30 protein-coding genes are annotated in these 24,790 nt (G+C 52.1%); 21 read left to right on the top strand and 9 right to left on the bottom strand.

The window, feature by feature from the left end:
- Nucleotides 1-42 precede the first annotated feature (42 nt).
- Both SIB72_RS06825 and SIB72_RS06820 read right to left on the bottom strand, forming a co-directional pair.
- Nucleotides 43-1,362, bottom strand: a complete 1,320-nt coding sequence (locus SIB72_RS06825; protein ID WP_413743430.1) for a HEAT repeat domain-containing protein — start codon at nucleotides 1,360-1,362, stop codon at nucleotides 43-45.
- 487 nt (nucleotides 1,363-1,849) lie between these two features.
- Nucleotides 1,850-2,275 carry a DUF2656 family protein gene (locus tag SIB72_RS06820; RefSeq protein WP_413743429.1) on the bottom strand — a complete coding sequence of 142 codons (426 nt, stop codon included), beginning with the start codon at nucleotides 2,273-2,275 and terminating at the stop codon, nucleotides 1,850-1,852.
- A gap of 86 nt (nucleotides 2,276-2,361) precedes the next feature.
- On the opposite strand from SIB72_RS06820, the gene SIB72_RS06815 reads away from it, so the two are divergent.
- Complete coding sequence (locus SIB72_RS06815) at nucleotides 2,362-3,255, top strand: HEAT repeat domain-containing protein (RefSeq protein WP_413743428.1); 894 nt, start codon at nucleotides 2,362-2,364, stop codon at nucleotides 3,253-3,255.
- A gap of 62 nt (nucleotides 3,256-3,317) precedes the next feature.
- Here SIB72_RS06815 and cpeA read toward each other — a convergent pair whose 3' ends face one another.
- Both cpeA and cpeB read right to left on the bottom strand, forming a co-directional pair.
- On the bottom strand, nucleotides 3,318-3,812 hold the full coding sequence (cpeA, locus tag SIB72_RS06810) for a class 1 C-phycoerythrin subunit alpha (RefSeq protein ID WP_115016455.1): 495 nt from the start codon (nucleotides 3,810-3,812) through the stop codon (nucleotides 3,318-3,320).
- Between the two features lie 53 nt (nucleotides 3,813-3,865).
- Entirely contained in the window at nucleotides 3,866-4,420 is a 555-nt protein-coding gene (gene cpeB / locus SIB72_RS06805; protein ID WP_115016457.1) for a class 1 C-phycoerythrin subunit beta, read from the bottom strand.
- A 364-nt stretch (nucleotides 4,421-4,784) separates the two neighbouring features.
- On the opposite strand from cpeB, the gene SIB72_RS06800 reads away from it, so the two are divergent.
- From SIB72_RS06800 to SIB72_RS06760, 9 genes are all read left to right on the top strand, one after another.
- Nucleotides 4,785-5,018: a hypothetical protein gene (locus SIB72_RS06800; RefSeq protein WP_115016521.1), complete on the top strand. Its 234-nt coding sequence runs from the start codon at nucleotides 4,785-4,787 to the stop codon at nucleotides 5,016-5,018.
- A 26-nt stretch (nucleotides 5,019-5,044) separates the two neighbouring features.
- Nucleotides 5,045-5,641: a phycobiliprotein lyase gene (locus tag SIB72_RS06795; RefSeq protein ID WP_413743427.1), complete on the top strand. Its 597-nt coding sequence runs from the start codon at nucleotides 5,045-5,047 to the stop codon at nucleotides 5,639-5,641.
- A complete protein-coding gene (locus tag SIB72_RS06790) occupies nucleotides 5,634-6,341 on the top strand; it encodes a 15,16-dihydrobiliverdin:ferredoxin oxidoreductase (RefSeq protein ID WP_413743426.1) in 708 nt (235 codons plus the stop codon). Before SIB72_RS06795 ends, SIB72_RS06790 begins: the two co-directional genes overlap by 8 nt.
- The gene (locus SIB72_RS06785; RefSeq protein ID WP_413743425.1) at nucleotides 6,338-7,111 is read left to right on the top strand and encodes a phycoerythrobilin:ferredoxin oxidoreductase; all 774 of its coding nucleotides are present in this window, start codon (nucleotides 6,338-6,340) and stop codon (nucleotides 7,109-7,111) included. Before SIB72_RS06790 ends, SIB72_RS06785 begins: the two co-directional genes overlap by 4 nt.
- Nucleotides 7,112-7,290: 179 nt before the next feature.
- Nucleotides 7,291-7,809 carry a phycocyanin subunit beta gene (locus tag SIB72_RS06780; protein WP_115016465.1) on the top strand — a complete coding sequence of 173 codons (519 nt, stop codon included), beginning with the start codon at nucleotides 7,291-7,293 and terminating at the stop codon, nucleotides 7,807-7,809.
- A 42-nt stretch (nucleotides 7,810-7,851) separates the two neighbouring features.
- Nucleotides 7,852-8,340 (top strand): phycocyanin subunit alpha, encoded by a 489-nt coding sequence (gene cpcA, locus SIB72_RS06775; protein ID WP_115016467.1) that lies wholly within the window; start codon nucleotides 7,852-7,854, stop codon nucleotides 8,338-8,340.
- A 74-nt stretch (nucleotides 8,341-8,414) separates the two neighbouring features.
- On the top strand, nucleotides 8,415-9,002 hold the full coding sequence (locus SIB72_RS06770; protein WP_115016469.1) for a chromophore lyase CpcT/CpeT: 588 nt from the start codon (nucleotides 8,415-8,417) through the stop codon (nucleotides 9,000-9,002).
- Nucleotides 9,003-9,100: 98 nt separating this feature from the next.
- A complete protein-coding gene (locus SIB72_RS06765) occupies nucleotides 9,101-10,477 on the top strand; it encodes a HEAT repeat domain-containing protein (protein WP_115016470.1) in 1,377 nt (458 codons plus the stop codon).
- 43 nt (nucleotides 10,478-10,520) lie between these two features.
- Nucleotides 10,521-10,997, top strand: coding sequence for a low molecular weight protein-tyrosine-phosphatase (locus SIB72_RS06760; protein WP_413743424.1), 477 nt, complete (start codon nucleotides 10,521-10,523; stop codon nucleotides 10,995-10,997).
- Here the strand turns inward: SIB72_RS06760 and SIB72_RS06755 are convergent.
- Nucleotides 10,978-12,510, bottom strand: coding sequence for a bifunctional pantoate--beta-alanine ligase/(d)CMP kinase (locus tag SIB72_RS06755; protein ID WP_413745064.1), 1,533 nt, complete (start codon nucleotides 12,508-12,510; stop codon nucleotides 10,978-10,980). The genes SIB72_RS06760 and SIB72_RS06755 overlap by 20 nt on opposite strands.
- Nucleotides 12,507-13,088, bottom strand: a complete 582-nt coding sequence (locus SIB72_RS06750; RefSeq protein WP_413743423.1) for a septal ring lytic transglycosylase RlpA family protein — start codon at nucleotides 13,086-13,088, stop codon at nucleotides 12,507-12,509. The genes SIB72_RS06755 and SIB72_RS06750 overlap by 4 nt, the downstream gene beginning before the upstream one ends.
- Nucleotides 13,089-13,460: 372 nt before the next feature.
- Here SIB72_RS06750 and purM point away from each other — a divergent pair, with 372 nt between their 5' ends.
- Nucleotides 13,461-14,498 (top strand): phosphoribosylformylglycinamidine cyclo-ligase, encoded by a 1,038-nt coding sequence (purM, locus tag SIB72_RS06745; RefSeq protein WP_413743422.1) that lies wholly within the window; start codon nucleotides 13,461-13,463, stop codon nucleotides 14,496-14,498.
- A 132-nt stretch (nucleotides 14,499-14,630) separates the two neighbouring features.
- Nucleotides 14,631-15,272, top strand: coding sequence for a histidine phosphotransferase (locus tag SIB72_RS06740; protein ID WP_413743421.1), 642 nt, complete (start codon nucleotides 14,631-14,633; stop codon nucleotides 15,270-15,272).
- A gap of 37 nt (nucleotides 15,273-15,309) precedes the next feature.
- Here the strand turns inward: SIB72_RS06740 and SIB72_RS06735 are convergent, their stop codons facing one another.
- The gene (locus SIB72_RS06735) at nucleotides 15,310-16,269 is read right to left on the bottom strand and encodes an aldo/keto reductase (RefSeq protein WP_413743420.1); all 960 of its coding nucleotides are present in this window, start codon (nucleotides 16,267-16,269) and stop codon (nucleotides 15,310-15,312) included.
- Between the two features lie 70 nt (nucleotides 16,270-16,339).
- Between SIB72_RS06735 and SIB72_RS06730 the strand changes: the two genes are divergently transcribed.
- The 5 genes from SIB72_RS06730 to SIB72_RS06710 all read left to right on the top strand — a co-directional run bounded on the left by SIB72_RS06730 (nucleotide 16,340) and on the right by SIB72_RS06710 (nucleotide 19,803).
- The gene (locus SIB72_RS06730; protein ID WP_413743419.1) at nucleotides 16,340-16,522 is read left to right on the top strand and encodes a hypothetical protein; all 183 of its coding nucleotides are present in this window, start codon (nucleotides 16,340-16,342) and stop codon (nucleotides 16,520-16,522) included.
- 20 nt (nucleotides 16,523-16,542) lie between these two features.
- A complete protein-coding gene (locus SIB72_RS06725; protein ID WP_413743418.1) occupies nucleotides 16,543-17,064 on the top strand; it encodes a hypothetical protein in 522 nt (173 codons plus the stop codon).
- A 193-nt stretch (nucleotides 17,065-17,257) separates the two neighbouring features.
- Nucleotides 17,258-17,560: a DUF1311 domain-containing protein gene (locus SIB72_RS06720; RefSeq protein ID WP_413743417.1), complete on the top strand. Its 303-nt coding sequence runs from the start codon at nucleotides 17,258-17,260 to the stop codon at nucleotides 17,558-17,560.
- 128 nt (nucleotides 17,561-17,688) lie between these two features.
- Nucleotides 17,689-18,081 (top strand): mannose-6-phosphate, encoded by a 393-nt coding sequence (locus SIB72_RS06715; RefSeq protein WP_413743416.1) that lies wholly within the window; start codon nucleotides 17,689-17,691, stop codon nucleotides 18,079-18,081.
- A gap of 315 nt (nucleotides 18,082-18,396) precedes the next feature.
- The gene (locus tag SIB72_RS06710; protein ID WP_413743415.1) at nucleotides 18,397-19,803 is read left to right on the top strand and encodes a hypothetical protein; all 1,407 of its coding nucleotides are present in this window, start codon (nucleotides 18,397-18,399) and stop codon (nucleotides 19,801-19,803) included.
- 501 nt (nucleotides 19,804-20,304) lie between these two features.
- On the opposite strand, the gene SIB72_RS06705 is transcribed toward SIB72_RS06710, so the two are convergent.
- The gene (locus SIB72_RS06705) at nucleotides 20,305-20,484 is read right to left on the bottom strand and encodes a hypothetical protein (protein WP_413743414.1); all 180 of its coding nucleotides are present in this window, start codon (nucleotides 20,482-20,484) and stop codon (nucleotides 20,305-20,307) included.
- Nucleotides 20,485-20,498: 14 nt separating this feature from the next.
- On the opposite strand from SIB72_RS06705, the gene SIB72_RS06700 reads away from it, so the two are divergent.
- The 4 genes from SIB72_RS06700 to SIB72_RS06685 are packed head-to-tail and all read left to right on the top strand — an operon-like array spanning nucleotide 20,499 to nucleotide 23,974.
- Nucleotides 20,499-22,352 carry a carbamoyltransferase gene (locus SIB72_RS06700; RefSeq protein WP_413743413.1) on the top strand — a complete coding sequence of 618 codons (1,854 nt, stop codon included), beginning with the start codon at nucleotides 20,499-20,501 and terminating at the stop codon, nucleotides 22,350-22,352.
- A gap of 2 nt (nucleotides 22,353-22,354) precedes the next feature.
- The gene (locus tag SIB72_RS06695; protein WP_413743412.1) at nucleotides 22,355-22,747 is read left to right on the top strand and encodes an SxtJ family membrane protein; all 393 of its coding nucleotides are present in this window, start codon (nucleotides 22,355-22,357) and stop codon (nucleotides 22,745-22,747) included.
- Nucleotides 22,748-22,750: 3 nt separating this feature from the next.
- On the top strand, nucleotides 22,751-22,912 hold the full coding sequence (locus tag SIB72_RS06690; protein ID WP_413743411.1) for a DUF5989 family protein: 162 nt from the start codon (nucleotides 22,751-22,753) through the stop codon (nucleotides 22,910-22,912).
- Nucleotides 22,913-22,915: 3 nt separating this feature from the next.
- Nucleotides 22,916-23,974 carry a hypothetical protein gene (locus SIB72_RS06685; protein WP_413743410.1) on the top strand — a complete coding sequence of 353 codons (1,059 nt, stop codon included), beginning with the start codon at nucleotides 22,916-22,918 and terminating at the stop codon, nucleotides 23,972-23,974.
- A gap of 570 nt (nucleotides 23,975-24,544) precedes the next feature.
- Here the strand turns inward: SIB72_RS06685 and SIB72_RS06680 are convergent.
- Nucleotides 24,545-24,787, bottom strand: a complete 243-nt coding sequence (locus SIB72_RS06680) for a hypothetical protein (protein WP_413743409.1) — start codon at nucleotides 24,785-24,787, stop codon at nucleotides 24,545-24,547.
- Nucleotides 24,788-24,790 lie beyond the last annotated feature (3 nt).

The following is a 24,790-nucleotide window of genomic DNA, read 5'->3' as shown; positions in this document are numbered from 1 at the left end:
ATTTAGCCTTGGCGATGATACTAGACAATTTTATTTCTCAATTCAGCCTATAGAAGAGAGAGCCGAAGCAGCTCGAGCCTGAACGAAAGCGTCGGCATCTTGTTGACAATTGACAAGTAAATCCCTGATTTGATCACCACCTCCGATGGATAAGCTCTCCATGCACATGATGGTGACGTAGCGACACTCCCAGGATGCAGGGATCGAACCACGAAGCAGCTGCGAACCGAGTTCTAAAAACAAATCAGGCCTCAGACTATGAAGTGCTTGAATTGCAGCTGCACGGCTTTTTTGGAACTGAGGCCTCCGATTGATCGCGGCTTCATTCAACAAGTTAACGATCCACTCAAGAGCGGAGGAGCTCCAGTCATCTCTTGAGCCAAAAACATGCATGAAAAAATAGTGGGCCCCATAATCATTATGGGCTTCTTCCTCCCATGACTTTTGCAAAATTGGAATCAGCACTTCAGCAGAATACTCTGGCAAATTCTGCATCGCCAGATAACAACGACTAAAGTCAGTACTATATAGCTGGCGAACCAGAAACTCAGGAGCCGGAGCCTCATCATATTGATGGATCACATTAATCTGGACCGGATCGTCCCTAAAGACGACATCTATTAAATCCAGGCCAACATCTGCTGAAAGAAGAACCTTTGCCGTTGCGAGAATTTCACGGCAAGCTCGTATTCGAAAAGCCGGAGAAACAGGTGCAGTGGCAATGGAAGGGAGAAGTTCAATTGCACCCCCGTCGACAAGATCCTGAACGGCACATTGCCGATCCATCTGATTGGGAAGCGTCAAATACCCCTTAATTTGTAACAAGCTAGCCCTATCTTGCGTACACTTGGCAACCGCAGCAATTGCAGCACCACGAACACCAGGGCGATCAGAGGCTTGAAGCGAGCGAATCGAGTCAAAACTCTGATCGATCGCAAGCGTAGCGAGAGCCTTAATCAAAACCCTTTGATTTTGAGAAGCGTCCTTTAGCAAGCCAATCATCTGCTGGATCAAATCATGACGATTACAGCTCAATTTTTCGAGAGCCCAAACAGAATTTTCAACGAGGTAAATATCATCAGACCAGAGACATTGGCCAATCAGTGGGACTGAAGACTTAGAACCAAGTCGCGCTAGAACCTCAACGGCTTTTCTTTTTGCTATCTTGATCGCCTGATCATCTACTGCACAGACAAGAAGTGATTGAAGTGCATCCTCAGTTTCTGCGCAGGGGCAATTGATCAGGTGGGCTGCAGCCATATAAAAGTCACTTTTGGATTCCAACTCATCAATGGACAATGAAAGGATGTGGCGTGCATGATTACATGTAAGGCCAGGGTGGATATTATCAAAACGGCCCAAGGTCACATCAAGATGAACTGATTCCCCTGAATCTTAAGGCATTCGACCGAGGCAAGCCTTAACCAAACTCAACCCAATTAATAAAAGTAAAGCTTTGGCATTCGAGCCAAAACGAGCATACAATTTACTTATCCAATAGACTATAAAAAAATGGGGCCATTTTCAAGCGCGCATTTTAAGGTGCAAGTCAATGCGCTAAATCGCTCAAGGCCAGGCATATCAACTCACTTCAGCCTGCCCTTTAACTCTCTTTGCCATGGCATGCAAGTCATGCATAGAAGCGGTTATGTGATTACCGATATGAGGCCAATATCAACGCCCAAAAACCCTGGCTCGGCAGCCCAAAACAATGAAGGAACAGCTGCAAAGATTGGAAAGGCGCTGATCAGCAAATTATCATCGCAAGATAAAGATGGAGGCAACAAAGAGAAGTCATCCCAGCGGCGGCGTCAACGCAAAAAATGAATCATCGAGCCTGATCTCATTCTTAAGCCCTTAACTCAAAAATACCGCCTGAAGGTCGAGCTGACTTAAGGGCATCCCAGTTAATGCTCGCAAGAAATGTGTCGGGGTCGGTACATTCAACAAAATCGACCCCCCAACTTCCCATCTGAAGTGGTGCTTCAGGTAGGGCAGCGCTATCTTTTCGGCCTCCTAGGGCCAAACAAGAGTGATCCACTGAATGCCCCTGATGAATCCGGAAAGCCTTCCACGCTCTTACGAGTTCGTTGGCCATATCATTCACAGATAAATCAGATTCAAGTTTCACCAACCAATGTGGGTGATCCAAAGCATCGGAACATGAGAAGGCAGTCGAATGATGCATCAAACCCTTCGCCAACTGCTCTGCAGAAAAATCTGGTGTCTGCGGCGAGTTCAATTGGAGGTTATGGGAAACAACGAAAACTGTCATGGTCGGGGTCTATGGTTGGTGATAACTTGAACGAGGCAATCGGAGGGCTATGAAGCCAGCAGCCATTTCTCATCAAAGGGGATCTAATGGAAATTCCTGAGAAGAGCTCTGCTGAAATCCAACTCAGCGAAGAAGAAGCTCTTGATCTGGCTACGCATCTCAAAGAGAAACTTAGAGCAGGATTACCAATCGAGTCTGATCCAGATTCGATCGCAAAAATGATAGCTGGGCTTGGCGATCCCCGAGGCCTATTACGCCGCAGTTTTTCGGATAGCCTTGGATCCGTTGGTCAAGCTGCCGTACCTGCTTTATGCCAAGCCATGCGGCATAGCTCTCAAGTCACAGTCAGACGAGCAGCTGCCAAAACACTGACGCTGATTAGGGACCCGGCAAGTCTTCCCGATCTACTCTCAACCTTTCTTTCCGATACTGACTCAGTTGTTCAAGGATCAACCATGGGTGCAATGGCATCGATGGGAGAAGAATCTATCGACGCAATCCTGAGCATTATTGCGGCTCCCGACAGTACGGAAATGCAAATTGGGCTAGCAAATTGGGCTCTAACTCTGATCGGAGACAGGGCTCCACAAGTACTGCGTCAAGCCGCCACATCAGAAAATGCCAATGTAAGGAAAGCATCCATTTCTGCATTAGGAAGCCAAATCCAAGCTCTCGAGACAGAGGAGGATAAAGAACTTTTGCTCAATGCACTATCTGATCCTTTTGCAGAGATCCGTGCAGAAGCAGTCACGCTCTTGGGTAAATTTGACGATGCAAAAATCGCGACCCCGCTGCTCATCCCCAAGCTTTCCGATTCCGATTCCTGGGTACGAAAGAATAGTGCACTTTCGCTAATGAAGCTACGCGAGATTTCTTCAATCGATGCTCTTCAAAGCAGGGCGACCGAGGAAAACGATGAGAACGTTTTAAGTGTTTTAAAACTTGCTATTAATCAGCTGCTAAGAGCCAGCGAAAACTAGCAGTTTTTAGCATCAAAAAAAGGGGGCATTTGCCCCCTTGTATTAGATCGCTGAGGGATAACTCAGGAAAGAGCGTTGATCAGATAGTCAAGATAGCTCTTGTACTCGTTCAGAGCTTGTGGGCTCATATCACGGGGTGAGCAAGCGCGGTCACGGGTGTAGATCAAAGCCTCGACATAGGGGCCAGTAGGAAGACCCAGGCTGCGATACACCTCACGGGCGCCAGCGATGCCCCACTCATCGAGAGGGCCGGTGCCACCAACAACGAGGCAATAGTTGATCAGACGCAGGTAGTGGCCCAGATCGCGGTAGCACTTGTCCACCTTCACCTGGCTATCACCAGCTTCACCTGGCTGCTTCAGATAGGCGTACTTGTTGAAGCAAGCATCGCCAGCTTCACGGGTGACCTTGTCCAGACCAGCAGCCAGCTTTTCAGCAGCTTCCAGACGAGCAGCGGCACGCTGGATATTGCCCTGAACGGCCTCAAGATCGTTCTGAGAAGGGAAGCGACCAGCTGCGTCTGCAGCAGTCACAACAGTGGTAACGACGGACTTCATTGATGGTTTCCTTTAAAGGGGAGAATTGCTGAAAATTAAATTGATAACGCTGATCAGGAAACGGCGCCGATCACACGATCGAAGTAAGCACCAGCTTCTGCAACCAGCGCAGAGCAGTCACCCTGAGTGGTGTCCATCTTGCGGAAACGCTTACCACCTGAAGCAGGAGAGTTGGTTTCACCGATGAGAGCTGTTGCTGCAGCTTTCATGATCGCAACAGCGCGAGCAGCCGACTGAGTTGGCACGCCCAGAGCGATGTAGGTCTCCTTCAGGCCATTGAGGCAGCGATCATCCAGGACGGAAGCATCGCCAGCCAGCAAGGCGTAGCTGATGTAGCGGAGAACGATCTCACCGTCGCGCAGGCATGCGGCCATGCGGCGGTTGGGATAGCAGTTGCCACCAGCCTGAATCAGGCCGGTGTTCTCGCAAATCATGCCAGTGACGGCATCAGAAACGATGCAGGAGGCGTTGGAGGTGATGGCGTTGACTGCGTCCAAACGCTTGTTGCCATTCTGGACGTAGGACCGGAGACCAACGAGGTCACTACCACCAACGGGAGCAGTTTTGGCGTCAGCGCTGACGACCGAACGGGAAAATGCGTCGAGCATTGTAGGCCAGACAGTTTTGTAGGGGGAAGGCTTCTGGTGCAGTGAGGTAGCCGCCAAGACAAGTCCTTTAGGGAAAGGCTTGACCTGACAACAATTGACCCCAGTGGGCTGAAGCGCTCTTGCAAGCTAAGCCTGTACTGCCAAGCACTGGCAGGGGATCTGCCGATCACGCAAGAGTTCGTCACCTTGCAGCAGTCGACCACCACCCACCTCGCGACAAGCCAAGGAATAAAGGGGAGCCAGGGACAGGCTTTGCGAGAGACATAGCAATCGTTGGAAGCAAGTCACCAAGCGCAACGCCTGAGGCTTGTCTATGGCGGCCAGAGGTAAGGTTGTCACAGAATTTTCTTGGCCTCTCACCAGGATGACGGACCAAATTGATCAGGCCCCAACAGTTGAAGAGCTACAAGAATCCATTGAGGAACTCTCCGCTTACCGTGAGCGGCTCTACAACGATGTCGTCGGACTTGGCAAAAAGCTCCGACTCTCTCAGAAGAAAATTGAAGCGACCATAAAAGACCACCCTGAACTATCCCGGATAGACGAGATCCTTAGCCAGCTCAAGCAACAACGGGACTTCCAAGCGAACAACCCATGAAAGGAATGGCCAATCCACCGCGAACGATGGCGGCTTTCTTTGAAGCCAGTCGCGGCACATGGATGATTCGACGCGTGGTTCATCATCTTGACAGTCAGGATGATGAATCAGGGGATTCCAATTTAATCATTGAACCCTTCGAGAATGACGATCCTGTCGTCGAAAAGGTCTGCGACGCTCTAAGCGTCAAGCACCAAGACACGGCTGGGGGTGCAAGATTCTGGTGGGAGAGCAATCTGATGCAAGAGACTCGAAATGATGACTATGCGGCAGTCGTCGTTAATGCTCCAAACCCCCAAGACCCCAGCACAGGCTTCCTGCTTCGTGATGTTGGCTATGTCGAGAAAAAATCTGTCGTCAGTACTTACAACTTTACCGACGATGGAATTTTAACAATCAAGACTCGTTATGATACCAATGTGGGAATTGAACGCTGCTGGTTTGTTAACGATCAGATCAGGATGCGTGTGAGTTCGGTGCAATTCCTGAATGGAGTCGCCATGACCACCTATTGCACTGAATTTCGTTGTCCTACTGAGGCCGATCTTGCTGCGATTTCAGCAGAAGCAAGAGCCCAAGCGGATGCACCACCTTCTTCCGTTGCGGAGCTGAATCGTGTTTGACCCCTTTCTCGACGAACTGCATCAGAGCATCACTGCCAGGGGAGGCACGCCACTTCAGGTCCCGAGTGGGCTCGAAGAATGCCATTCAGCCAAAGGGAACAGCGTGATCCGCAGTTGGCTTTGGCAGGTCCCAGGCTTTCGCCGTTGGCGTGTTACCAGGCTCGATGCCGGTGACAGCCTCCAAGTCCTGAATTCAGTTGCCTACCCCGACCATGACTTCGACCACCCACTGATGGGAGTGGATCTGCTCTGGTTTGGGGCACGGCAAAAACTGGTGGCGGTGCTGGACTTTCAACCTCTGGTTCAGGATGCTGATTACCTTGACCGCTATTTCGAGGGTCTTAAGAGTCTGAACGCACAATTTCCCGATCTCAATGGGGAAGAAACCATGCGTTCCTTTGACCCGAATCAATATTTCTCCTCATGGTTACTGTTTTGCCGTGGAGGAGCCGATCAAGCTGAAACATCACTTCCACCCGCCTTCAGTGCCTTCCTGAAGGCCTACTGGCAGCTTCACGATCAAGCCTGCGGTGGCAAGGCTTCCATTCCTGCTGATGAGGTCAAGCTTCTGCAGGAGAATTACGACGTTTACAGCGCAGAGCGCGATCCTGCCCACGGCCTATTCACCAGTCACTTTGGCAAAGAGTGGTCGGATCGATTCCTGCATGAATTTCTATTCCCCGCTTCTGCGAATCAATGAGCCCGACTCGACTCAAGAGCACAGATCCTGTCGACATTCCCGGATGGACCTGGCAACCCTTTCTTGAGGACGCCATCAAGGCCATGAACAGCCTCAACATCGAGTCCTATCCGGTCAAAGACGAATTCCTGTTCAAGCAAGATCAGACGGGCTCGAAAGCAAAGCCCGTGACGGTCACCACAGCAACCTGGGCCTGCAAAACAGAGAAATTCCGCCAGGTGAGGGCAGCCTGCGTGAGCGCAGGAGGAGCTGCCTCGGTGCTCAACTTCGTCATCAATCCGCTAGCTCGCTTCGACCTGCCCTTTTTCGGCGGTGACCTGGTCACCCTTCCAGCTGGCCACCTTCTTGCCCTAGACCTTCAACCAGCGGACAAATCCGACGAGAGCCATACACAACCCGTGTGGGATCGACTTTTGCCACTGTTTGAACATTGGCGATCCAAATTGCCAGATGGAGGACCAATCCCTGACGAAGCCCAACCCTTCTTCTCACCAGGCTTTCTCTGGACCCGTCTGCCTTTGGGGGAGGAAGGCGATCATCTGATCGAGACCGTGGTACGGCCCGCCTTCAATGAGTATCTGAAGCTTTATCTGGAGTTGGCAGCAACCGCCCAACCCGTCTCAGACAGCCGCCGTGATCACCTCCTTGCCGGCCAACGGCGCTACACCGACTACAGGGCAGAGAAAGATCCAGCACGCGGCATGCTCACCCGCTTTCACGGAGGAGAGTGGACAGAGGAGTACATCCATACTGTGCTTTTTGATCTGTAGGGGGTCTCTTTCCTGCATGTGCGAGATCCCTGTGAGCAAAAGGCGATTAAGCATTATGAACAGCTTTCGGGAGCCTCCGCTCCACTTCGCGAGAATCTTGAACGACTCAGACGGGACTTTTGTCGATGTCCCTCCTGTGTCTGTGACACACACTTAGACGCTGCCAAGAGGAGTTCCAAATGTTCGACGCCTTCACCAAGGTGGTCGCCCAGGCCGACGCCAGGGGCCAGTTCATCACCGCCAGCGAAATCGATGCGCTGGCAGCCATGGTTTCCGACAGCAACAAGCGTCTGGATGCCGTCAACCGTATCTCCAGCAACGCCTCCAGCATCGTTGCAAACGCTGCCCGCGGCCTGTTCGCCCAGCAGCCTGCCCTGATCGCCCCCGGTGGCAACGCTTACACCTCCCGCCGCATGGCCGCTTGCCTGCGCGACATGGAGATCATCCTGCGCTATGTCACCTACTCGATCTTCACCGGCGATGCTTCCGTGATGGAAGACCGCTGCCTGAACGGTCTGCGTGAGACCTATCTCGCCCTGGGAACTCCCGGTGCTTCCGTGGCAGCCGGCGTGAACCTGATGAAGGACGCAGCATTGTCCACCGTCAACGACAAGTCTGGGATCTCCTCAGGTGACTGCGCCTCCCTGAGTAGTGAAATCGGCACCTACTTCGATCGCGCTGCAGCCTCCGTCGCCTGATCAAGGCGTCGCACTCAACGTTATTAATTCCTCTCTATAGCAATGAAAACTCCCCTCACCGAAGCTGTTGCAGCAGCAGACTCCCAAGGTCGGTTCCTCAGCAACACTGAAGTTCAGGCGGCATCCGGTCGTTTCAACCGCGCCACGGCAAGCCTTGAGGCAGCCAAAGCCCTCACCACCCAGGCTGATGCTCTGGTGAACAGTGCAGCTCAGGCTGTCTACACCAAGTTTCCCTTCACCACCCAGATGGAAGGCGCCAACTACGCCTCGACCTCTGAAGGTAAAGCCAAGTGCTCCCGTGACGTCGGCTACTACCTGCGCATGATCACCTACTGCCTGGTCGCTGGTGGTACTGGCCCCATGGATGATTATCTGATCGCCGGACTGGCTGAGATCAACCGCACCTTTGAGCTTTCTCCTACTTGGTATGTTGAAGCTCTGAAGCACATCAAAGCCAACCACGGCCTTTCCGGCAGTGCTGCCACCGAAGCCAACAGCTACATCGACTACGCAATCAATGCCCTGATCTGATTAAGCAGATCTAAGCAAGTAGCTTACAAAGCCTCCCTACTTAGGGAGGCTTTTTTCATTCTGCATGGCTTTGGATGACACCTTCTCTTCAACGATTTCTCAGCCTGCTTTGCGGAGAGTACAGCAACCAACAGCAAGCCTTTGAGAATCCACCATTTTTTGCACATATTCTTCTTCGTTATAGGCCAATAGAACATCTTCAACCAGGGTCACTTCTTCTAGAGCAGACGTATGCAGTTGACCCCAAGAATCCATATAGATTGCGAATGATCCGGGCTGAAGAGCTTGAAACAGGAGCGATCAAACTCTGGAACCATAGCTTTCGTGAGCCTGCAAGGTTCGCCAACGCGACACTTGATCGTCGCAGACGCCAAGAAATCAGCACTGACGACCTGACAGTTTTAGAGCAATGCCACTATCAAGTTATTGAGAGGGAAGATGGCTACCACGGAGAAATTGAACCCGGATGTCTCTGCATCGTGCGCCGAGACGACAAGGACACAGTGCTCAAAAGCCATTTCCACCTTAAGGGGAATACACTCTCAACCCTGGATCGAGGATATGACCCTACAACTAATCAACGATGCTGGGGCTCTATTGCAGGAGAATTTTGCTTTAAGCGATCAGAATCCTGGGATGCAGACTGGGCAGATGCCAGCTGAAGGGATATCAATCAAGAATTACACCAAGCAAGCAAAATAACAACCAAGTCAATTTCCTAGACTGCAGCACCCATTGTCACCGAGAGAAGGGAAGCGACTTGACTCTGATCAATTCGGCAAAAACGGCCATCGATGCCCTTAATCATGAAGACTCAGGCATTAGGTATCACAGCGCTTGGTGGCTGGGTAAACACAGAATCAAATCCGCCGTTCCAAAACTGGTTCAATGCTTAAACGACGAACGCGATAGAACAGCAGCGGGAGGATATCCCCTAAGACGCCAGGCCGCGCGTTCACTAGGAATGATCGGAGACTCTAGCTGCATTCCAGCGTTGCTACAGACTCTGCAGACGAAGGACGTACAGCTACACGAGGCAACACTTAGAGCACTAATCGCAATCAATAACAATGACTGTATCGGTCCTCTGATCACCTACCTAGACAGACAAGACATCAACAAGCCCATCGAGGCTCTCATCGAAACATTGACAACCTTCAAAGCCTGCCATGTTCGCGATAAAATCGAGCCCTTCCTCGATTCAGACTCAGAAAGAATTGCCAGCTCAGCCGCATCATTCTTTTTCATCTGCACAGGAGAAGCATCATACTTAGAGAACGTGATCACACTGCTTGACCACAACAATCGATTCATAAGACAAGCAGCAGCATTCGACCTTGCACGAATCGCAACAATCAGCAGTGCAGACGCAATCCTTGAGGCGAACATCCCCAACAACATTAAAATGTTCGCCATTAAGGCCATTCTCTGCGAACTTAGCAATCAACAATCAGATCACACAAGCGAAGAATCGCCTAAGGAAAGCGCTCTTCGCAGCAACTTATTTGCAAGGTTAGATGCCCTTATTAAAGAAAACTTTTCCGGAAACCTGCCAACGAGCAGCCAAGAAACCAGGCCTCAAGGTCGCCAAGAAGACTGGCCAAAAACGACTCAGAATTCAACTCCGGAGGCTTTTTCAATGCTTCGGGAGCCATCCCTTTCAAGTCGCATAGAGGGGATAAAATTACTGGTCAGAATTTTCGAAAATAACCACAAAGGGCTCTCAGAGCTATATTTCTCCGAATCAGATCAAGATATAAAAATGGGAATCATTAAGGCGATGTCAGAACTCAAGAATCCTTCTTACTTACCAGCTTTCGTTGATGCCATTGGAGTAGAGATAGGAAACCACTGCCAGGGCAACATACGCCGCGTCGCAGCCAACGCGCTTGGGGAAATTGGATCTATACAAAGAGAGGCTGAGGAATCCCTCTCATTAATCATTGAAAAACTCAACTGGACCCTGAATCAGCCTGATGACTGGGGCCTCCGCTACAGCGCATGCCTTGCGCTTGAAAAAATGAGCAGCATAAAAGCAAAGAACCTTCTAATTAGCGCAAAAGACAGCGAACCCGATCCTGTCGTCGCATCAAGAATTTCGATGGCCCTGGCAGAGGGTGTAGATCACTGCAATTAATCTGTGAGTCCATGAACAAGCCCATGCCCCGCCCAAGTCAGAGATGAAACTGCTCTTCGTCTGCCTCGGCAATATCTGCCGCTCCCCCGCTGCCGAAGGTGTCTTCCTGCATCTGCTTGAGGAGCATGGTCTCAGCGATCAGTTCGTTGTCGATTCCGCCGGAACGGGCGGATGGCATGTGGGCAATCCAGCGGACCGACGCATGCAGGCTGCAGCCAACCGCCGCGGCATTCAGCTGCCCAGCCGCGCACGACAGATCAGCCTCGACGATTTCTCGAGTTTCGATCTGGTGCTGACCATGGACGACGACAATCTCACCGCCGTTCAAGGACTGGCTCGCGAAGCTGGGCCCAGGGCAACGGCCAGCATCAAACCGATGCTCAGCTACAGCCGCCGGTTCTCTGAAACGGAGGTCCCTGATCCCTATTACGGAGGCGAGCAGGGGTTTGAACACGTGCTCGACCTGCTTGAAGACGCCTGTTCCAACCTGTTGGACGAACTCAGTCCACCGCTGGCGTAGGCCAGGCTTCCTCCGCCACCCGAGACCGGAACTGCCCCACCAGGGCATCGATCACAGCCTCAATGCTCATGCCATCGGTCACGAGCTCCACAGCATCGTCCGCCTGCACCAAGGGAGCTTCCTCGCGCGTGCTGTCGAGATGATCCCGTTCGGCAATCTGTGCCTCGAGCTCAGAGCGCTCAGGGACTGGGAAACCCCGCTGCTCCAGGTCAAGGGCGCGACGCCGGGCCCGTTCGCCCACGGTGGCCGTGAGGAACACCTTCAGATCAGCATCCGGGAAAACAGCGGTGCCGATGTCGCGACCTTCTGCTACCAAGCCACCCTTGGCACCCATCGCTTTCTGTTGAGCAGTCAGTGCTTGCCTGACGCAGCGGTGCGCCGCCACAGCCGAAACCGACGCAGTCACTTCAGGCGAGCGGATCGCTTCACTCACGTCCTGCCCATTGACCAACACCTGCTGACCGCCAGCGGGCAGTGACCGCAGCTGCAGGTCGAGGTCGTTCAGCAGCGGCGCAATGGACGCCCCATCCTTGGGGTCCACACCGTTCTGTTGCACCAACCAGGTCACCGAGCGGTACATCGCTCCGGTATCCAGGTAGATGAGTCCAAGCTGTTCAGCAAAGGCTCGAGTCACGGTGCTCTTGCCGGCGCCGGCCGGGCCATCGATCGCAACGAGGGGCTGACGACTCATCAGAAAAACATGATCAATTAAACGGGTCGTCCGGCAGCGAACCGCCGCGGCCAGCAGCGAGATCGCTTTCTCGGGGCCACAAGGCTGGAGGCTGAAGGGATCGACCCTCTCTACATACTCCAGCTCCAATCCAGCAGCTGCAATGGCGACACGAGCCGAGGCCACAGGTGTCTGCAAATCCACAGCACGAAGCGCTGCCGAAAACGCCGCCGCTTGTTGGCGTTCAGGGGCGGTGAGATAGAGGTTCCGGGAACTGCTCGCTACACCATCTGGCTCGCGAACCGTTGGGACTGCACAGATCCGCACAGGCCAGTCCAGATCCATGACCAGATGACGGAGAATGGTGAGCTGCTGCCAGTCCTTCTCACCGAGCACCAGCACGGCGGGACGCACGAGCGCCAACAAACGGCTGACCACCGTTGCCACACCATCAAAATGCCCAGGACGCCCTGCACCACAGAGATGCTGCTGCAATCCTCTGGGTACTTGGATGCGGAACACCTGATCAGCACCATCGGGATACATCTCGACATCGCTGGGGCACCAAAGGGCATCCGCACCGGCCAGTGCTGCCCTACGGCAATCAGCCTCTAGGTCTCGGGGATAACGCTCGAAATCCTCACTTGGCCCGAACTGAAGAGGATTCACATAGACGCTTGCCAAAACAGAGCAAGCTGCGGGGCTGAATCCACGAGCAGCGGTCATGAGCCGCGCATGACCTTGGTGGAGCCCACCCATGGTGGGTACGAAATGGACGGGATGGGTCTGCTGAGCGCGCCAATGGCGCAATGCAGACACTGATCGAAGAACCTGAAAGGTCAGCGCAGTACCTCGAGCTTCACCTGTGCGATACCAGAGGCCGTCAGACCAAGACGACTGGCGGCACCGTGGCCAAGATCGATCACACGATGGCCCACAAATGGTCCACGATCGTTGATTCTGATCACGGCGATACGCCCGTTCCAGAGATTGGTCACCCGCACCTTGGTGCCGAAGGGAAGCGTGCGATGGGCAGCGGTCATTGTGCCGGGCCGGTAGACCTCACCATTGGCCGTGCGATTTCCGTAGAAGCCAGGGCCATACCAGCTGGCCTCACCTGTACTCACCGAGACCACAGCAGGCTGGGGAACGGGAGGAGGGGCAATCAGTGAAGTTGGAGGAACACTTCCTTTCGACACCGTGTCGTCTGCAGAAGCAGGAACGACCGTTTGGTTGATGCTGCTTCCGCTGTCTTCGCTGTCAACAAAGGATGAACGGACAGGCTGAATGGGTTGACTCAGCACTGCTTCAAGCGATTCACGCACCGAGCCTGGGGCCAGTTCACGAGACAGAACTGGCAGGAGAGCGACTCCGCTCGAAACCAGGCCGGTGAACAGCAGAAGAGCGAAAGGTGAGCGCATGCGTGACGGATGCCTGGATGGCTGGAACGCTTCATCGCCTGACGGGAGCTGCGTTGAGCCTGCAGATTCCCAATGGGAATCAAATCCGAGCAACCTGATCAAATAAATATCGATCGAACGGTAAGGAGGCCTGCAGGATGCGCGCAGCAGCACAAAGGCCTTCCAACCGATGGGACGCAACCAGGCCAAAGCGCTCAACCAGTTGCACTGCAATGCGACAGAAGAGCAAGGCCCATCAAAGCCTGATTAGCCAGCCTTATCGGCGAGACAACGCCACCTAATCAGCCGTGTGGACGGCCACGCAACCGGGCCTGGGACCACGGGGAGAGAGGATCGAAGAAAGCGCGATTCGGGGGCCGCCCCCGCACGAGGATGGATTACAAGACCGCGGGCGTGGACGTCGAGGCGGGACGAGCCTTCGTTAGCAGGATCCGCTCGAGCGTGGAATCCACCTTCCGGCCAGAAGTGCTGGGAGGCCTGGGGGGATTTGGGGGACTGATGCGCCTCCCGGCAGGGTTACGCAAGCCGCTTCTTGTGTCCGGGACGGATGGAGTGGGCACCAAGCTTGAGCTGGCGCAGGATTATGGCCGTCATCACAACGTTGGCATCGACCTGGTGGCGATGTGTGTGAACGATGTGATCACCTCAGGGGCGTCCCCTTTGTTCTTCCTTGACTACATGGCAACGGGCGCGCTCAGCCCCGAGGCCATGGCCGAGGTCGTGGAAGGAATCGCCGATGGCTGCAGACGCAGTGGCTGCTCTCTCTTGGGAGGGGAAACGGCGGAAATGCCAGGGTTCTATCCAGCAGGCCGCTACGACCTTGCCGGGTTCTGTGTGGCGGTCGTGGAAGAAGACGAACTGATTGACGGACGTGCGATCGAAGCCGGTGATTCAATCGTGGGTGTGGCTAGCAACGGAGTCCACAGCAATGGATTCAGCCTTGTGCGCAAGGTTCTTGCCATGGCCAATGCCGATGGCGGCACCCGCTTCGGCCCCGGACAGCAGCCCTTGATCGAGGCGTTACTGGCTCCAACCACGCTGTACGGCGACCTGGTGCAGAGCCTGCAGACAGCGAAACTTCCCCTGCATGGGATGGCCCATATCACCGGTGGAGGCCTTCCCGAGAATCTGCCGCGGTGCCTGCCTGAAGGCCTGAGTGCCAGCATCAACCGAGACAGTTGGTCACGTCCCGAGCTCTTCCACTGGCTGCAGCAGAACGGTGAGATTCCGGAACGCGACCTCTGGCACACGTTCAACATGGGAATCGGTTTCTGCCTGGTCCTCCCCGAGACAGCAGTGGCCGAGGCCCTCTCCCTCTGTCAGGCACTCAACCTTCCCGCCTGGCCGATCGGGGAGGTTGAGCAGATCAGCAGCGCCCATCGCGATGGGATCAACGGTCTCCCGAGCTGAATCAAAGCTGACAACCGCACGTAAATCGGCGTTTCAGGTCATCACCCGCGACCAATAACCGCTTTAACATTTCCCGGAAGCTTTGTTGCGTCATCCGCGCAACATCCGCGCCGTTACATCCCCTTAGGTTTGATGCCTTTCGATAAACCCCAACGGACCACCAGAAGGCGTTCGTCTGCAGGCCCCGTTCCTCCACGTCGTCCTGCCGTATCCCATCACGATCGCGGCCATCTCAACCGCCAGGGTCCACGGCCCACCTTCCTGGCTCTCAAGGACCACGGCAAGGTGTATGTGGCCGATATGCCCTACCTCTCCGATGGTCAGCTCACCCACATCAGCAAAGAAGCCGAAGAGGTTCTGGCCAGCCTGGAACGACGCATCAGCGAACTAGAAAGCAACCACAGCATTGCCCAGGCAGAGCGCGACACCCTGATCAAGGCTTGCACCAAAAGAGATGTCACCCATCGCTTCCTACGTGCAATTCGCGATGAGCAAGAGCATCGCCGCAACAACCCGGCGGTAAGAAGCGCAGCCAATGAGTCTCTACCGCGAACCTTTCTTGAGATCGCGCGCCATCGCCTACCAGGCGCCACCTTTGACTCTCTCCTGCAGGAAGCCCTCAACGCCTGCGAACAGCATCGTGAGGAACCCGAGAGCACGCCAGCCAACCAGAAACCAACACCCGTGAAGGTGGTGTCCCTCACCAACCCTGCTTCCAGCCTGCCTGTGGTGGTCAGTCCAGACCCGGAGCCTGGCGAAGCCGCAAGCGGTTGAAGCTGTTGGCCACCCACTGGAGCCGTGTCAGATCTGGCTAGGCACTCATGAATGGATTGGCCGGCATCCGCGCTGAGCAAGCAAGCGCCAAAGCATCCAGTTGATCCCGCTCCTCATCACTGAGCGACCAAGCCAATGCCGCCACTGCATCTTGGGCCTGATGCACACGGCGGAGACCGGGTAATGGCATCGCGCCATGGGCTCGGCACCAATTGAGTGCCACCTGAGCCAGCGATCCCCGATGGGCAGCGGCGACCTCGGCCATACCAGCCCGCAAGGCCTCACTCCCTGGCAACAGCCTGCGGAACAAACCAGCGCGCAAGCGGGTGCACTCTGGCGGCAGATCCCCAGGACTGACCGTCAACACCCCAAGGGCCAAGGGGCTGTAAGCCAAAAGTTCAATCCCCAGATCAGAACAGGTCTGCTTCAGGCCTCCTGCCTCGATTGCATCAGGGGCCAACAAGGACATCTGAACCTGAACACTGCGCAAAGGGATGCCACGGGCCGCCAGCCGGGCCTGCAACGCCCTCAAACGGCGAGGCCCCAAATTCGACACCCCTAGCTCTGAAACCCGGCCCTGATCGACAAGATCTGCGAGGCCATCAAGCAAAGCCCCTTCCTGCCAGGGGGCATAACGAGCTGTACTCCAGTGCAATTGCACCCTCTGAAGATGACCGTGGAGGCGTGCCTGACTGGCAGCAAAGGCACGGTCAAAACCGCGCCGTCCCAGGCGCCAGGGGAACGGAGCCAACTTGGTCGCCACCGTCAACCTGGAACGGAGTTCACCGCTGCAATCCTCAAGGATCCGACCCAGGAGAGCTTCGCTGCGACCGTTAAAACGCCCGGTGCCATAGGAATCAGCCGTATCCACCAAGGCCAACCCACCGGCGACGGCTTCCTGAAGCGTGGCCGACAGTTCAGGGTCATCACGATCCGGGTCGTAGCCCCAAAGCAATTGATTCCCCCACGACCAGGTGCCAAAACCGATCCCTGCCACACGATTGCCCCACTGGACGCCATGATCGCCTGACCAGATCCTTCAACGGAAGCCCTGCACCAAGGCAGTCATGGCAGCGAGCGAACACGTAAAACTCAAACCCTCCTCAGCACCAGATGGCACGTCCGCCGATACTGAGGCGTCCTCACCCTCTGCAGTGCCCGCCTCACCGGTGCTCTGTTCCCACTGCAAAAGAACAGCCGAGAACGGCCTGCGCTGTCTGGGGATGTGTGTGGCCGACAGCGACTACTAAATCAAGACGGCGCCAGTCGCATGACCGAAACCCTCCACGATGCTGAAACTCTGGGTTCGTTTGTAGGGGGTGCTGTGGCACTGGTGCTCCTGTGTACACCCACCTCAAGCAAGGCTCTCCCTGCGATTGGACGCCTGCAAAGCAACACGTCGCAATGCAGTTACGTCGACACCTCAGGGACAAACCATCGCTGCAACCAGCTGCAACTGGACCGCAAAACCGACACCGTGATGCGTCTGCGTTTTCTCGGCGAGGCCAACAGCAATGGAGCAACGCACTCCCTCACCTTTGTGACGGTGGATGCTGCTCAAAGCATTCCAATGGACTGCGAGCAAGGCCACTGCAGATTGAACGGGAGAAGCTGGACGGGAGCAGTGATGGGCGCCGCCGAGGCCCTAATGAATCAGCTGGGGCTTGCCGAAGGACTGCCAAAAGCATGGTCTGCCCGTGGCAGCTGCACCATTGATCAACAACGCATCAGCTGCAAAGCCAGCGCGAGCAATGGCAGCGAACTGATGGCGGAGGCGAGTCTCAAACCCTGAATCGCATCCACCACACCCCACACCACTTCAAGGGCCTCTCCGATCTGCACCAAGGTCGACCAGCAGCCCTGCCCGACTCCAAGGCAACTGCCAATGCGATTGCTCCCGAGCAAGACGGCAAGACCGTTTGAGACCGAGTGAAGGATGCTGTGGTGGAGAAAGTTGTATTAGAAGAGGAAAAGTGAAAGCACTGGTGCTCCTGCTGCTTCTGCCTGTGGTGCCTGTGAAGGCAGAGGAACCAGAGATCCAGTGCCCTGGTCTTACGACCTATGAAATCAGGTTCTGTGCCGCTCAAAAGTGGGAGGAGTCCAACCAGGCACTCAAAAAGCAACTCAACCCAGTGACCCTGGAGAAGTGGAAAGCAGCAACACAGGAGGTCTGCGCTGCTGCCTACGCCCCATACAGACAGGGAACCATCTACCCCCAGATGGTTGTTGGATGCGACGACAGACTCAACCGAGTTCTCTTGGAAGAACTCAAGGGGTTGGGCAGATGAATCCCTTGCTCTTCCTGCTGCTGACTAGCCCTCAGGATCTGACTGTGCCTCAAGAGCATGTCCTTCCTGTCTTTGGTTGTGGAACTGGGTGCCGTGTCGAAACCGAGCAGTTGTCACGGCCAGAGCGGATGCCTGATGGTTGGATCCGCCTCAAGGTTCGGCGCAGGACTTGGATTCAGAACTGCAATTGGGAGACCAAGAAGTGCGTTGATGAACCAGCGTCAGGCAGAGCAGGTCCTCCTGTTGCTGATGTCTGGTTGTTCGCTGACTGCAAGGGAGAACAGTTCGCCAGCAGTTCGCGCCCTGATCGGACAGATGCCTGGATGCAGGATGTTTACTGGCGCGACGGGGATGCAGCAGGAGAACCGAAGTTCCAAACAGTCGCTGGCAACCCGTTTATGCAGTGGGCGAAGTTATGCCCCGCTGAGGCAATCGAAGGGATCAAGTTCATCGACGGATTCTGGGAGCCGTTCCGCCAAGAACTTCAGAAGCTGAGGCGAGATGCCACCCCCGACCTGTAGATGTGCCTCTAAGTCACTCGGAAGCTGAATCTGGGAGACTTCTTTGAGGCGTATCTGCATTACTGATTCACCTTCCACTCACCTTCCAGTGTTGTCCAAGAAACAATCCCTGAGGATGCAGCATCAATCAGCACTCTCAGGGATTGTTTCAAAGGCGGCACCCAGATCCGAACTGGGTTTTTTCGAGATAAATTACCGTCAATACTGGGGTTTTAGCAACTAAAAGCAACAACTTACCTACCCCTTACCTACCAGAGCGGGCAAAGTGGGGCAGTCGTCAGCACTGGGGAGAAACATCCCAGGTAGGTAAGCAAGTTGGGCAAAGCAGCACTCCCTGAGACCTGGACGACCCTGAACGTGTCGAGAGACTTTGGTGTGCGTGGTTCCTACCCGCAGAACCTGAGGATCAAGCGACAGACCCATACACGGGTTCTGTATGCGGAATGGTTACCTGATCCCAGCGACGACCCCAGACCCCATCAAGGACGATCAAGGGGTGGTTTAGGTAAGCGTCTGACCATCCAAAGGAGTACAGGAACAGAAGATCCCTATGAGGCAGCAAAGAGATCTGTCTCTCTTTTCCAGCACTGGCAAGACGAAAGCAAAGCAAAACTGAATCTGCAGGAAGAGGAGAGCAAGAACTCACTTGGCGATTACTGGGAGCGATATTTCGCGTCTGAATCTCGAACACGGGAGATAAAACGCAACTTCAAACGGTGGAGGCGAGAGGAGACCTTGAAGTGGGAGGCAGAGGAATACGGCATCCGTCACCAACCATGGGCATCCAGGAGCATTGACCTGATCACGAGTCAGGACTTCAGGGATTACTTCTCTCTTCTGGAGAGACGAGCACGTGGAAGCGGTGGGTCGAATGGCAGCGGGATGAAAGGGCAGCAGAAGACCCTGATCAACAAACTCCTGGTATTGGCAGAGGACGACTTCCCTGGGCATGCATTCCCAAGATTCCCTGCGATCAGCAAGCAGACCAAACAGGTTCAGCATCTGACCCAGAAACATTGGGATCAACTCCTGGCAGCAGTGGTTGATTTATCTCTCGATACGGCAAGACAACTTCTGGATCCAGATGAGTACTTGGAGTTGGAGTGGAGCAAGGGCAACCGACTGAACCAACGCAACTGGGTCGATCTGTATGACGCACTTCTCTTGGAGTGGTTCTTCTACCTGCGAGCAGAAGACATGTACCGACTTAAGAGCGAGTGGTTTAAGGACCAGGGGAACAGAACTGTCGTCTGCAATTTGGAGACAACGAAAAAGGATCGTCCAATTCATCAGACGACCCACTACAGAAATGACGGATACAGGTTCTGGGAACGAATCAAGAGGAGAAAACCATCTGGATATCTCGTTCTTCCTCAGATCGAAAGACCTGCGGGCAATCCAGCAGACAGTCATGTCCTGGAAACCCTGAACTACCTCTTGAAGCACGTGATGGAGAGAACCTTTGGTGATGAGTTCCCTGCATCAGGCAGGAAGTGGACAACCATTCGGCACACTGCATTTCGTTTGACACTTGAGGAAGACCCTGCATTGGCAATCCCTCCAAAGATCAACTCTTTTGCAGACAACGGTCATACCAGTCCAGACCAACTCAGAAATACATACCTGAGGTACATCGATGCAGAAAGGACAGCAAAAGAATCTCGTCAGACGATTGGAGAAGGTAAGTGGACGATGGTCAGGAGAACAGACCAGGACTATTAATCAGCATCTGTGCAAGAACTGCGATACGAGCATCCAGTACGCGCAGGAGCATAACTTTCACTACGACACGAAGAGAGCGACTGATGCACTCGCGACTGGTCGGGGAGAACTAAAAGGAGCGACTGGGTCCGACTGGATGCGGGATTCATTTGTTCACGACTCATAGGGCAGGCATCACTTAAAACCGGCGATAAATTTTTGATTATCGAAATAATCCAACCTCAGACTGGTCCACCTATAGATTGCGATTCAAAAAATCCTTTTGGGAGACCCAGACGGTTTTCCCTCCTGATTCTCGACCAGTTGGACGGCAGCAATCTTTTCTTCTTTTGAGGACATGAGGCGGACCTTTAGGTCCTGGTCCTGATGGCAGAGACGTCATAGACATTAGAAATGCAGTTTCGGAATAAAACCATGGATACTTAATGAGAAACGAAGAACTAAATAAAGTCATCCTATCCCCTACAAAACGAACCAGCATGCACAAAGAGATATATGCATTTAATGCAAAAAATAAAATGAACTAGGCATGCCAGGTGTTCTTGGAGGAGTCTGCGGTAGGAGGTAAAAGATTCGAGGTATGATCAATTGCACCTCCAGCACCTCCAGCACCTCCAGCACCTCCAGCACCTCCAGCACCTCCAGCACCTCCAGCACCTCCAGCACCTCCAGCATATTCACGACAACTTTTTCTGATGGACCAATATATTCTCGGAATATCTTGTTATTACCATGATAGTGCTGCTGCCCTCATCAAAAGTGGGGAGATTGTTGCTGCAGCACAGGAAGAAAGATTCTCAAGAAAGAAACAAGATTCAAGATTTCCCAAGAATGCAATTTCATATTGTCTAAAATCTCAAGGAATCAGTCTTGCAGATGTCAAAGAGGTAATTTATTACGAGAAACCTCTTCTAACCTTTGAGCGACTTTTAGAGACATATTTAGGTGCTGCCCCAAGAGGCGGGAGGTCTTTTGTTGCAGCAATGCAGGTTTGGTTAAAAGAGAAACTTTTTCTAAAAACTGAACTCAAGAAGAATCTGAAAGAGGTACAAGTAGCATCTAATGCCAAGGCATCAGATATCCCAAACTTACTGTTTTCAGAGCACCATCTTTCACACGCTGCTGCTGCTTTCTACCCAAGTCCATTTGAGGAATCTGTTGTCCTCTGTATGGATGGTGTCGGAGAGTGGGCAACAACCTCTGCCTGGATCGGAAAAGGAAAACAAATCAACTCTCTGTGGGAGATTAGTTTCCCTCACTCCCTTGGTCTTCTTTACTCAGCATTTACCTACTACTGCGGGTTTAAAGTCAATTCTGGTGAATACAAATTGATGGGTCTTGCTCCTTATGGAGAACCCATATACGTCGACAAGATAAAAGACAATTTGATTGATATCAAAGACGATGGGACGTTCCGTCTCGATATCAGTTATTTCAAATACCACCGTGGTTTCCGCATGACAGGGCGAAAATTCCACAAACTCTTTGGTAGACCACCACGAAAGGGAGAAACAGAACTCACTCAGTTCCACATGGACCTGGCGGCATCGATTCAGGTTGTGACAGAAGAGATCGTCCTGAAGTTGGCAAAATCACTAAGAGAAGAAACAGGAATTAAAAATCTCTGTCTCGCTGGTGGTGTTGCGCTCAACTGCGTTGCCAACGGGAAACTTCTTAAAGAGAAGATCTTTGATGACATCTGGATCCAACCTGCCAGTGGTGATGCAGGTTCAGCACTAGGTGCCGCCTTGGTTGGATGGCATCAACATCACGAGCAAGAGAGAACCGTCAACAAAAATGACTCCATGAATGGGACTTACTTGGGTCCTGAGTTCAGCAACGAAGAGATCACTCAATACCTAAAGCAAATTAATGCTCCCTTCCATACTCAAAATGATCCCGAATTATTTGCAGCACTAGCGGAGGAATTGGAGAAGGGTCATGTGATCGGTTGGTTCAATGGTCCCATGGAGTTTGGACCACGTTCCCTAGGTGGAAGATCAATCCTTGGTGATCCACGCAATCAGAAGATGCAGAGCGTGATGAACCTCAAAATCAAGTACAGGGAGAGTTTTCGTCCGTTTGCGCCATCTGTTCTCGAAGAAGACGTCAACAATCAGTTTGAGATGAATGCCAAGAGTCCTTACATGCTTCTGGTTGCTCCAGTTAAAAAGGAACTCTGTAAGCAGATGAGCAAGGAAGAAGACAAACTCTTTGGAATCGAGAAACTCAATATTCCAAGGTCATCACTTCCTGCCATTACTCACGTCGATTACTCAGCAAGAGTTCAGACTGTAAGCAGTACGACAAATCCTCGCTATCACAACTTGATCAGTGCGTTTAAACGAAAAACTGGTTGCCCAACAATCGTCAATACATCATTCAATGTGAGAGGTGAACCAATTGTGTGTACTCCGCAGGATGCTTACAGGTGTTTCATGAGGACAGAAATGGACGTATTAGTTCTTCAAAACCAAATCCTCTATAAGAGCGAACAACCCAAAGTTGAAAAAGATGAAACCTGGATGCAGGAGTTTGAACTCGATTGATCATGAAAGAAACAATCTCTAAAAAACAACTGCGTGAGTTTGGACTCCTTATCGGATTTGGGTTCCCAATCCTGATCGGTTGGTTGCTTCCTGCTGTCGCGGGACACGGGTTCAGAGCGTGGACTCTAGGGGTAGGTATTCCAGGATTGATTTTTGGACTCACAGCACCACGCTTGCTTCACTACCCATACAAAGGTTGGATGGCACTCGGTCACGCTCTTGGATGGGTTAATAGTCACATCATCCTTGGTCTGGTCTTCATTGCTGTTCTTCAACCAATCGCTTACGTCATGCGCCTTACTGGATATGACCCATTAAGAAGAAGGCGAAAAGGAGAAAAGACTTACAGGGAAAATCGAAAAGACCACCTCACAGACCTCACTCGCATCTTTTGAACCATGGAAGCATTTCTTGATTTAGTCAAAGACATCTGGGACTTCATGCAAGTCCGGAAGAAGTATTGGTTGGCGCCATTAATTATCACTATTGTTCTTATGGGAGCGCTCATTGTGTTCACCCAAGGATCAGTAGTTGCGCCTTTCATATACTCTATTTTTTAAAACATGAAAAAGTCAAAACTTCTAAACATTGTTTCGAACGGAGCAATAGTCGCTTTTTCAGTATTGATCGGTGCGCGGGTCATTAATGAGTTCCTGAGATTCAACGATAAACCCCAAGGTCAATACAGTTACTCATACAGGGACCTATCAACTGGCGAAAAACTTAGAGTCGCACATGAAAGTGATTACGATATAAACTCATCAGGAAAAGATACTATTATCTTAATATCCGATAGTTTCGGGGAGGGCGCAAAATGTGGTAACGACAAAAATATCGCAGGATGTCTAAAAAGTACCAGTGGCAAAAAAGTTGTGAATCTCTCTAAAGGCGGAACATCTACTGGATTTTATCTCAAGCAACTCAAGAAGTACCTGGCAAATTCAAGGAATTTGAGTCCAACGGTCGACGGCGAAACCGTTGTAATTTCCATTTACTCCAATGATATAGTGCTAATAAAAGATAACTGCAACTACTTTAGCGATAACTTAACAAGTATATCTCTAAGTGTCGACAAAGATCAACTTAGTTTTCTAGAAGAGAGATGTAAAAGCATCTTGGGATTGACTAAATCTGAATATGCCAAAGTCATGAACTTTTCGCTTCCCATTTCAGGCGTATTATCTAAAACTATTGGAAGTTACTCTTATGCTCTGTTAAGAGAACTCGTTGCACAGGCAACACTAAGGTTAAATCTTGACACCACCATTGGGCGAGCAGGTTACATTCCGAAATGGGGCGCTGATAATTCGCCTGAAAGGACTCTCACTCTAGAAATCCTTAAGGATATTCAATCTACCTGTGATCTACATAATTGTAATGTCACATTCGCGACATTTCCTAATGTTGAGCAACTTACAGAAGAATCTGTTGTTCGGAAATCGCTAGTTTCTTTTAGTGATTACGCGATGAAAGATAATTTAATTGTGCTTGATGGTTACACCCCCTTTCTAGAAAAGGGCATTGAAAATGCCTGTTATTCTTTAAGCGATTGTCATTCAGATTGCGATGGATACAAGACATATGCAGAATGGTTATGGTCGAACATAAAGCAAAATCAATAGAGTCATCCTGGGGATGAGTTCAGACGAATTACGGAAAAGACGATACGCACGTTCTCCTTCCAGAAATCCCTTAAGGACTGAAGGGATTTGTGCCGTGAAATGTGCTAGATTTTTTTGATGATTACCCTTCGCTTTACAACTAAATTGGCAATTTGCGAAGAAATGATTGAGAAGAGATATCTAAATAGTATTTCTTCAGTCGGGTGATCATTTTACTTCAAGGATATGTGGTCTTTCAGCATTTCTCCTCTGACCTTGTCCTCTAATCCCTTCTTATACCTCTTATCTTTCTTCTGAAGTTCCTTCAGTATCTCAAACTCAACCTTGGTCAACCGAATAGTGATGTTCATCTGACCAACTCACTACGGTTGTTCTGGAACCATTCATAGTGAGTGATTAAGTAATCAAGGGTTCCTGTCCTGGATCGTCTGAGTTGATGGGATAAGGAATCAAACTTCTGCAGGGTGGTCTGATTCCGTCTCCCAAAGAACAAATTGATATTCCTTTGATCTGATCTTGCAAGGGTCTTCATAGAGATGTCTCTGGTGGGGATATCTCTATTTATTCTCTCTAGAACACCAGGTCTGAATTCTGATAATCCAAAACCAGATCAGGGTCCTGATGATGTTTGTAGGAGTAGTAGTCCTTCAGGTTGTAAATCGCATGGTGGTCCCAGTTCCATGGTTTGATCACCACACCCCTATTCCCCTCTGAAGTGGTCTTGAGGAGTTTCTGGACCCTTGGAGAGACCTTCTGATGAATCAGGTGATCTAAGTACCAGAGATGGTTCAGAGGGTCGGGTAGAGCACCCATATG

Source organism: Synechococcus sp. MIT S9451, assembly GCF_047304725.1.
Taxonomy (GTDB): Bacteria; Cyanobacteriota; Cyanobacteriia; order PCC-6307; family Cyanobiaceae; genus Synechococcus_C.
The sequence above is the reverse complement of the archived record's forward strand: the minus strand, read 5'-3'. Positions and strand labels throughout refer to the sequence as shown.

Bases quoted from the DNA above. Each gene is read 5' to 3' on its own strand.
- SIB72_RS06820 (WP_413743429.1), bottom strand. From the start codon at position 2,275: ATGACAGTTTTCGTTGTTTCCCATAACCTCCAATTGAACTCGCCGCAG.
- SIB72_RS06815 (WP_413743428.1), top strand. From the start codon at position 2,362: ATGGAAATTCCTGAGAAGAGCTCTGCTGAAATCCAACTCAGCGAAGAA.
- cpeA (WP_115016455.1), bottom strand. From the start codon at position 3,812: ATGAAGTCCGTCGTTACCACTGTTGTGACTGCTGCAGACGCAGCTGGT.
- cpeB (WP_115016457.1), bottom strand. From the start codon at position 4,420: ATGCTCGACGCATTTTCCCGTTCGGTCGTCAGCGCTGACGCCAAAACT.
- SIB72_RS06800 (WP_115016521.1), top strand. From the start codon at position 4,785: ATGACGGACCAAATTGATCAGGCCCCAACAGTTGAAGAGCTACAAGAA.
- SIB72_RS06795 (WP_413743427.1), top strand. From the start codon at position 5,045: ATGGCGGCTTTCTTTGAAGCCAGTCGCGGCACATGGATGATTCGACGC.
- SIB72_RS06785 (WP_413743425.1), top strand. From the start codon at position 6,338: ATGAGCCCGACTCGACTCAAGAGCACAGATCCTGTCGACATTCCCGGA.
- SIB72_RS06780 (WP_115016465.1), top strand. From the start codon at position 7,291: ATGTTCGACGCCTTCACCAAGGTGGTCGCCCAGGCCGACGCCAGGGGC.
- cpcA (WP_115016467.1), top strand. From the start codon at position 7,852: ATGAAAACTCCCCTCACCGAAGCTGTTGCAGCAGCAGACTCCCAAGGT.
- SIB72_RS06770 (WP_115016469.1), top strand. From the start codon at position 8,415: ATGACACCTTCTCTTCAACGATTTCTCAGCCTGCTTTGCGGAGAGTAC.
- SIB72_RS06760 (WP_413743424.1), top strand. From the start codon at position 10,521: ATGAAACTGCTCTTCGTCTGCCTCGGCAATATCTGCCGCTCCCCCGCT.
- SIB72_RS06750 (WP_413743423.1), bottom strand. From the start codon at position 13,088: ATGCGCTCACCTTTCGCTCTTCTGCTGTTCACCGGCCTGGTTTCGAGC.
- purM (WP_413743422.1), top strand. From the start codon at position 13,461: ATGGATTACAAGACCGCGGGCGTGGACGTCGAGGCGGGACGAGCCTTC.
- SIB72_RS06740 (WP_413743421.1), top strand. From the start codon at position 14,631: ATGCCTTTCGATAAACCCCAACGGACCACCAGAAGGCGTTCGTCTGCA.
- SIB72_RS06730 (WP_413743419.1), top strand. From the start codon at position 16,340: ATGGCAGCGAGCGAACACGTAAAACTCAAACCCTCCTCAGCACCAGAT.
- SIB72_RS06725 (WP_413743418.1), top strand. From the start codon at position 16,543: ATGACCGAAACCCTCCACGATGCTGAAACTCTGGGTTCGTTTGTAGGG.
- SIB72_RS06715 (WP_413743416.1), top strand. From the start codon at position 17,689: ATGCCTGATGGTTGGATCCGCCTCAAGGTTCGGCGCAGGACTTGGATT.
- SIB72_RS06700 (WP_413743413.1), top strand. From the start codon at position 20,499: ATGGACCAATATATTCTCGGAATATCTTGTTATTACCATGATAGTGCT.
- SIB72_RS06695 (WP_413743412.1), top strand. From the start codon at position 22,355: ATGAAAGAAACAATCTCTAAAAAACAACTGCGTGAGTTTGGACTCCTT.
- SIB72_RS06690 (WP_413743411.1), top strand. From the start codon at position 22,751: ATGGAAGCATTTCTTGATTTAGTCAAAGACATCTGGGACTTCATGCAA.
- SIB72_RS06685 (WP_413743410.1), top strand. From the start codon at position 22,916: ATGAAAAAGTCAAAACTTCTAAACATTGTTTCGAACGGAGCAATAGTC.
- SIB72_RS06680 (WP_413743409.1), bottom strand. From the start codon at position 24,787: ATGGGTGCTCTACCCGACCCTCTGAACCATCTCTGGTACTTAGATCAC.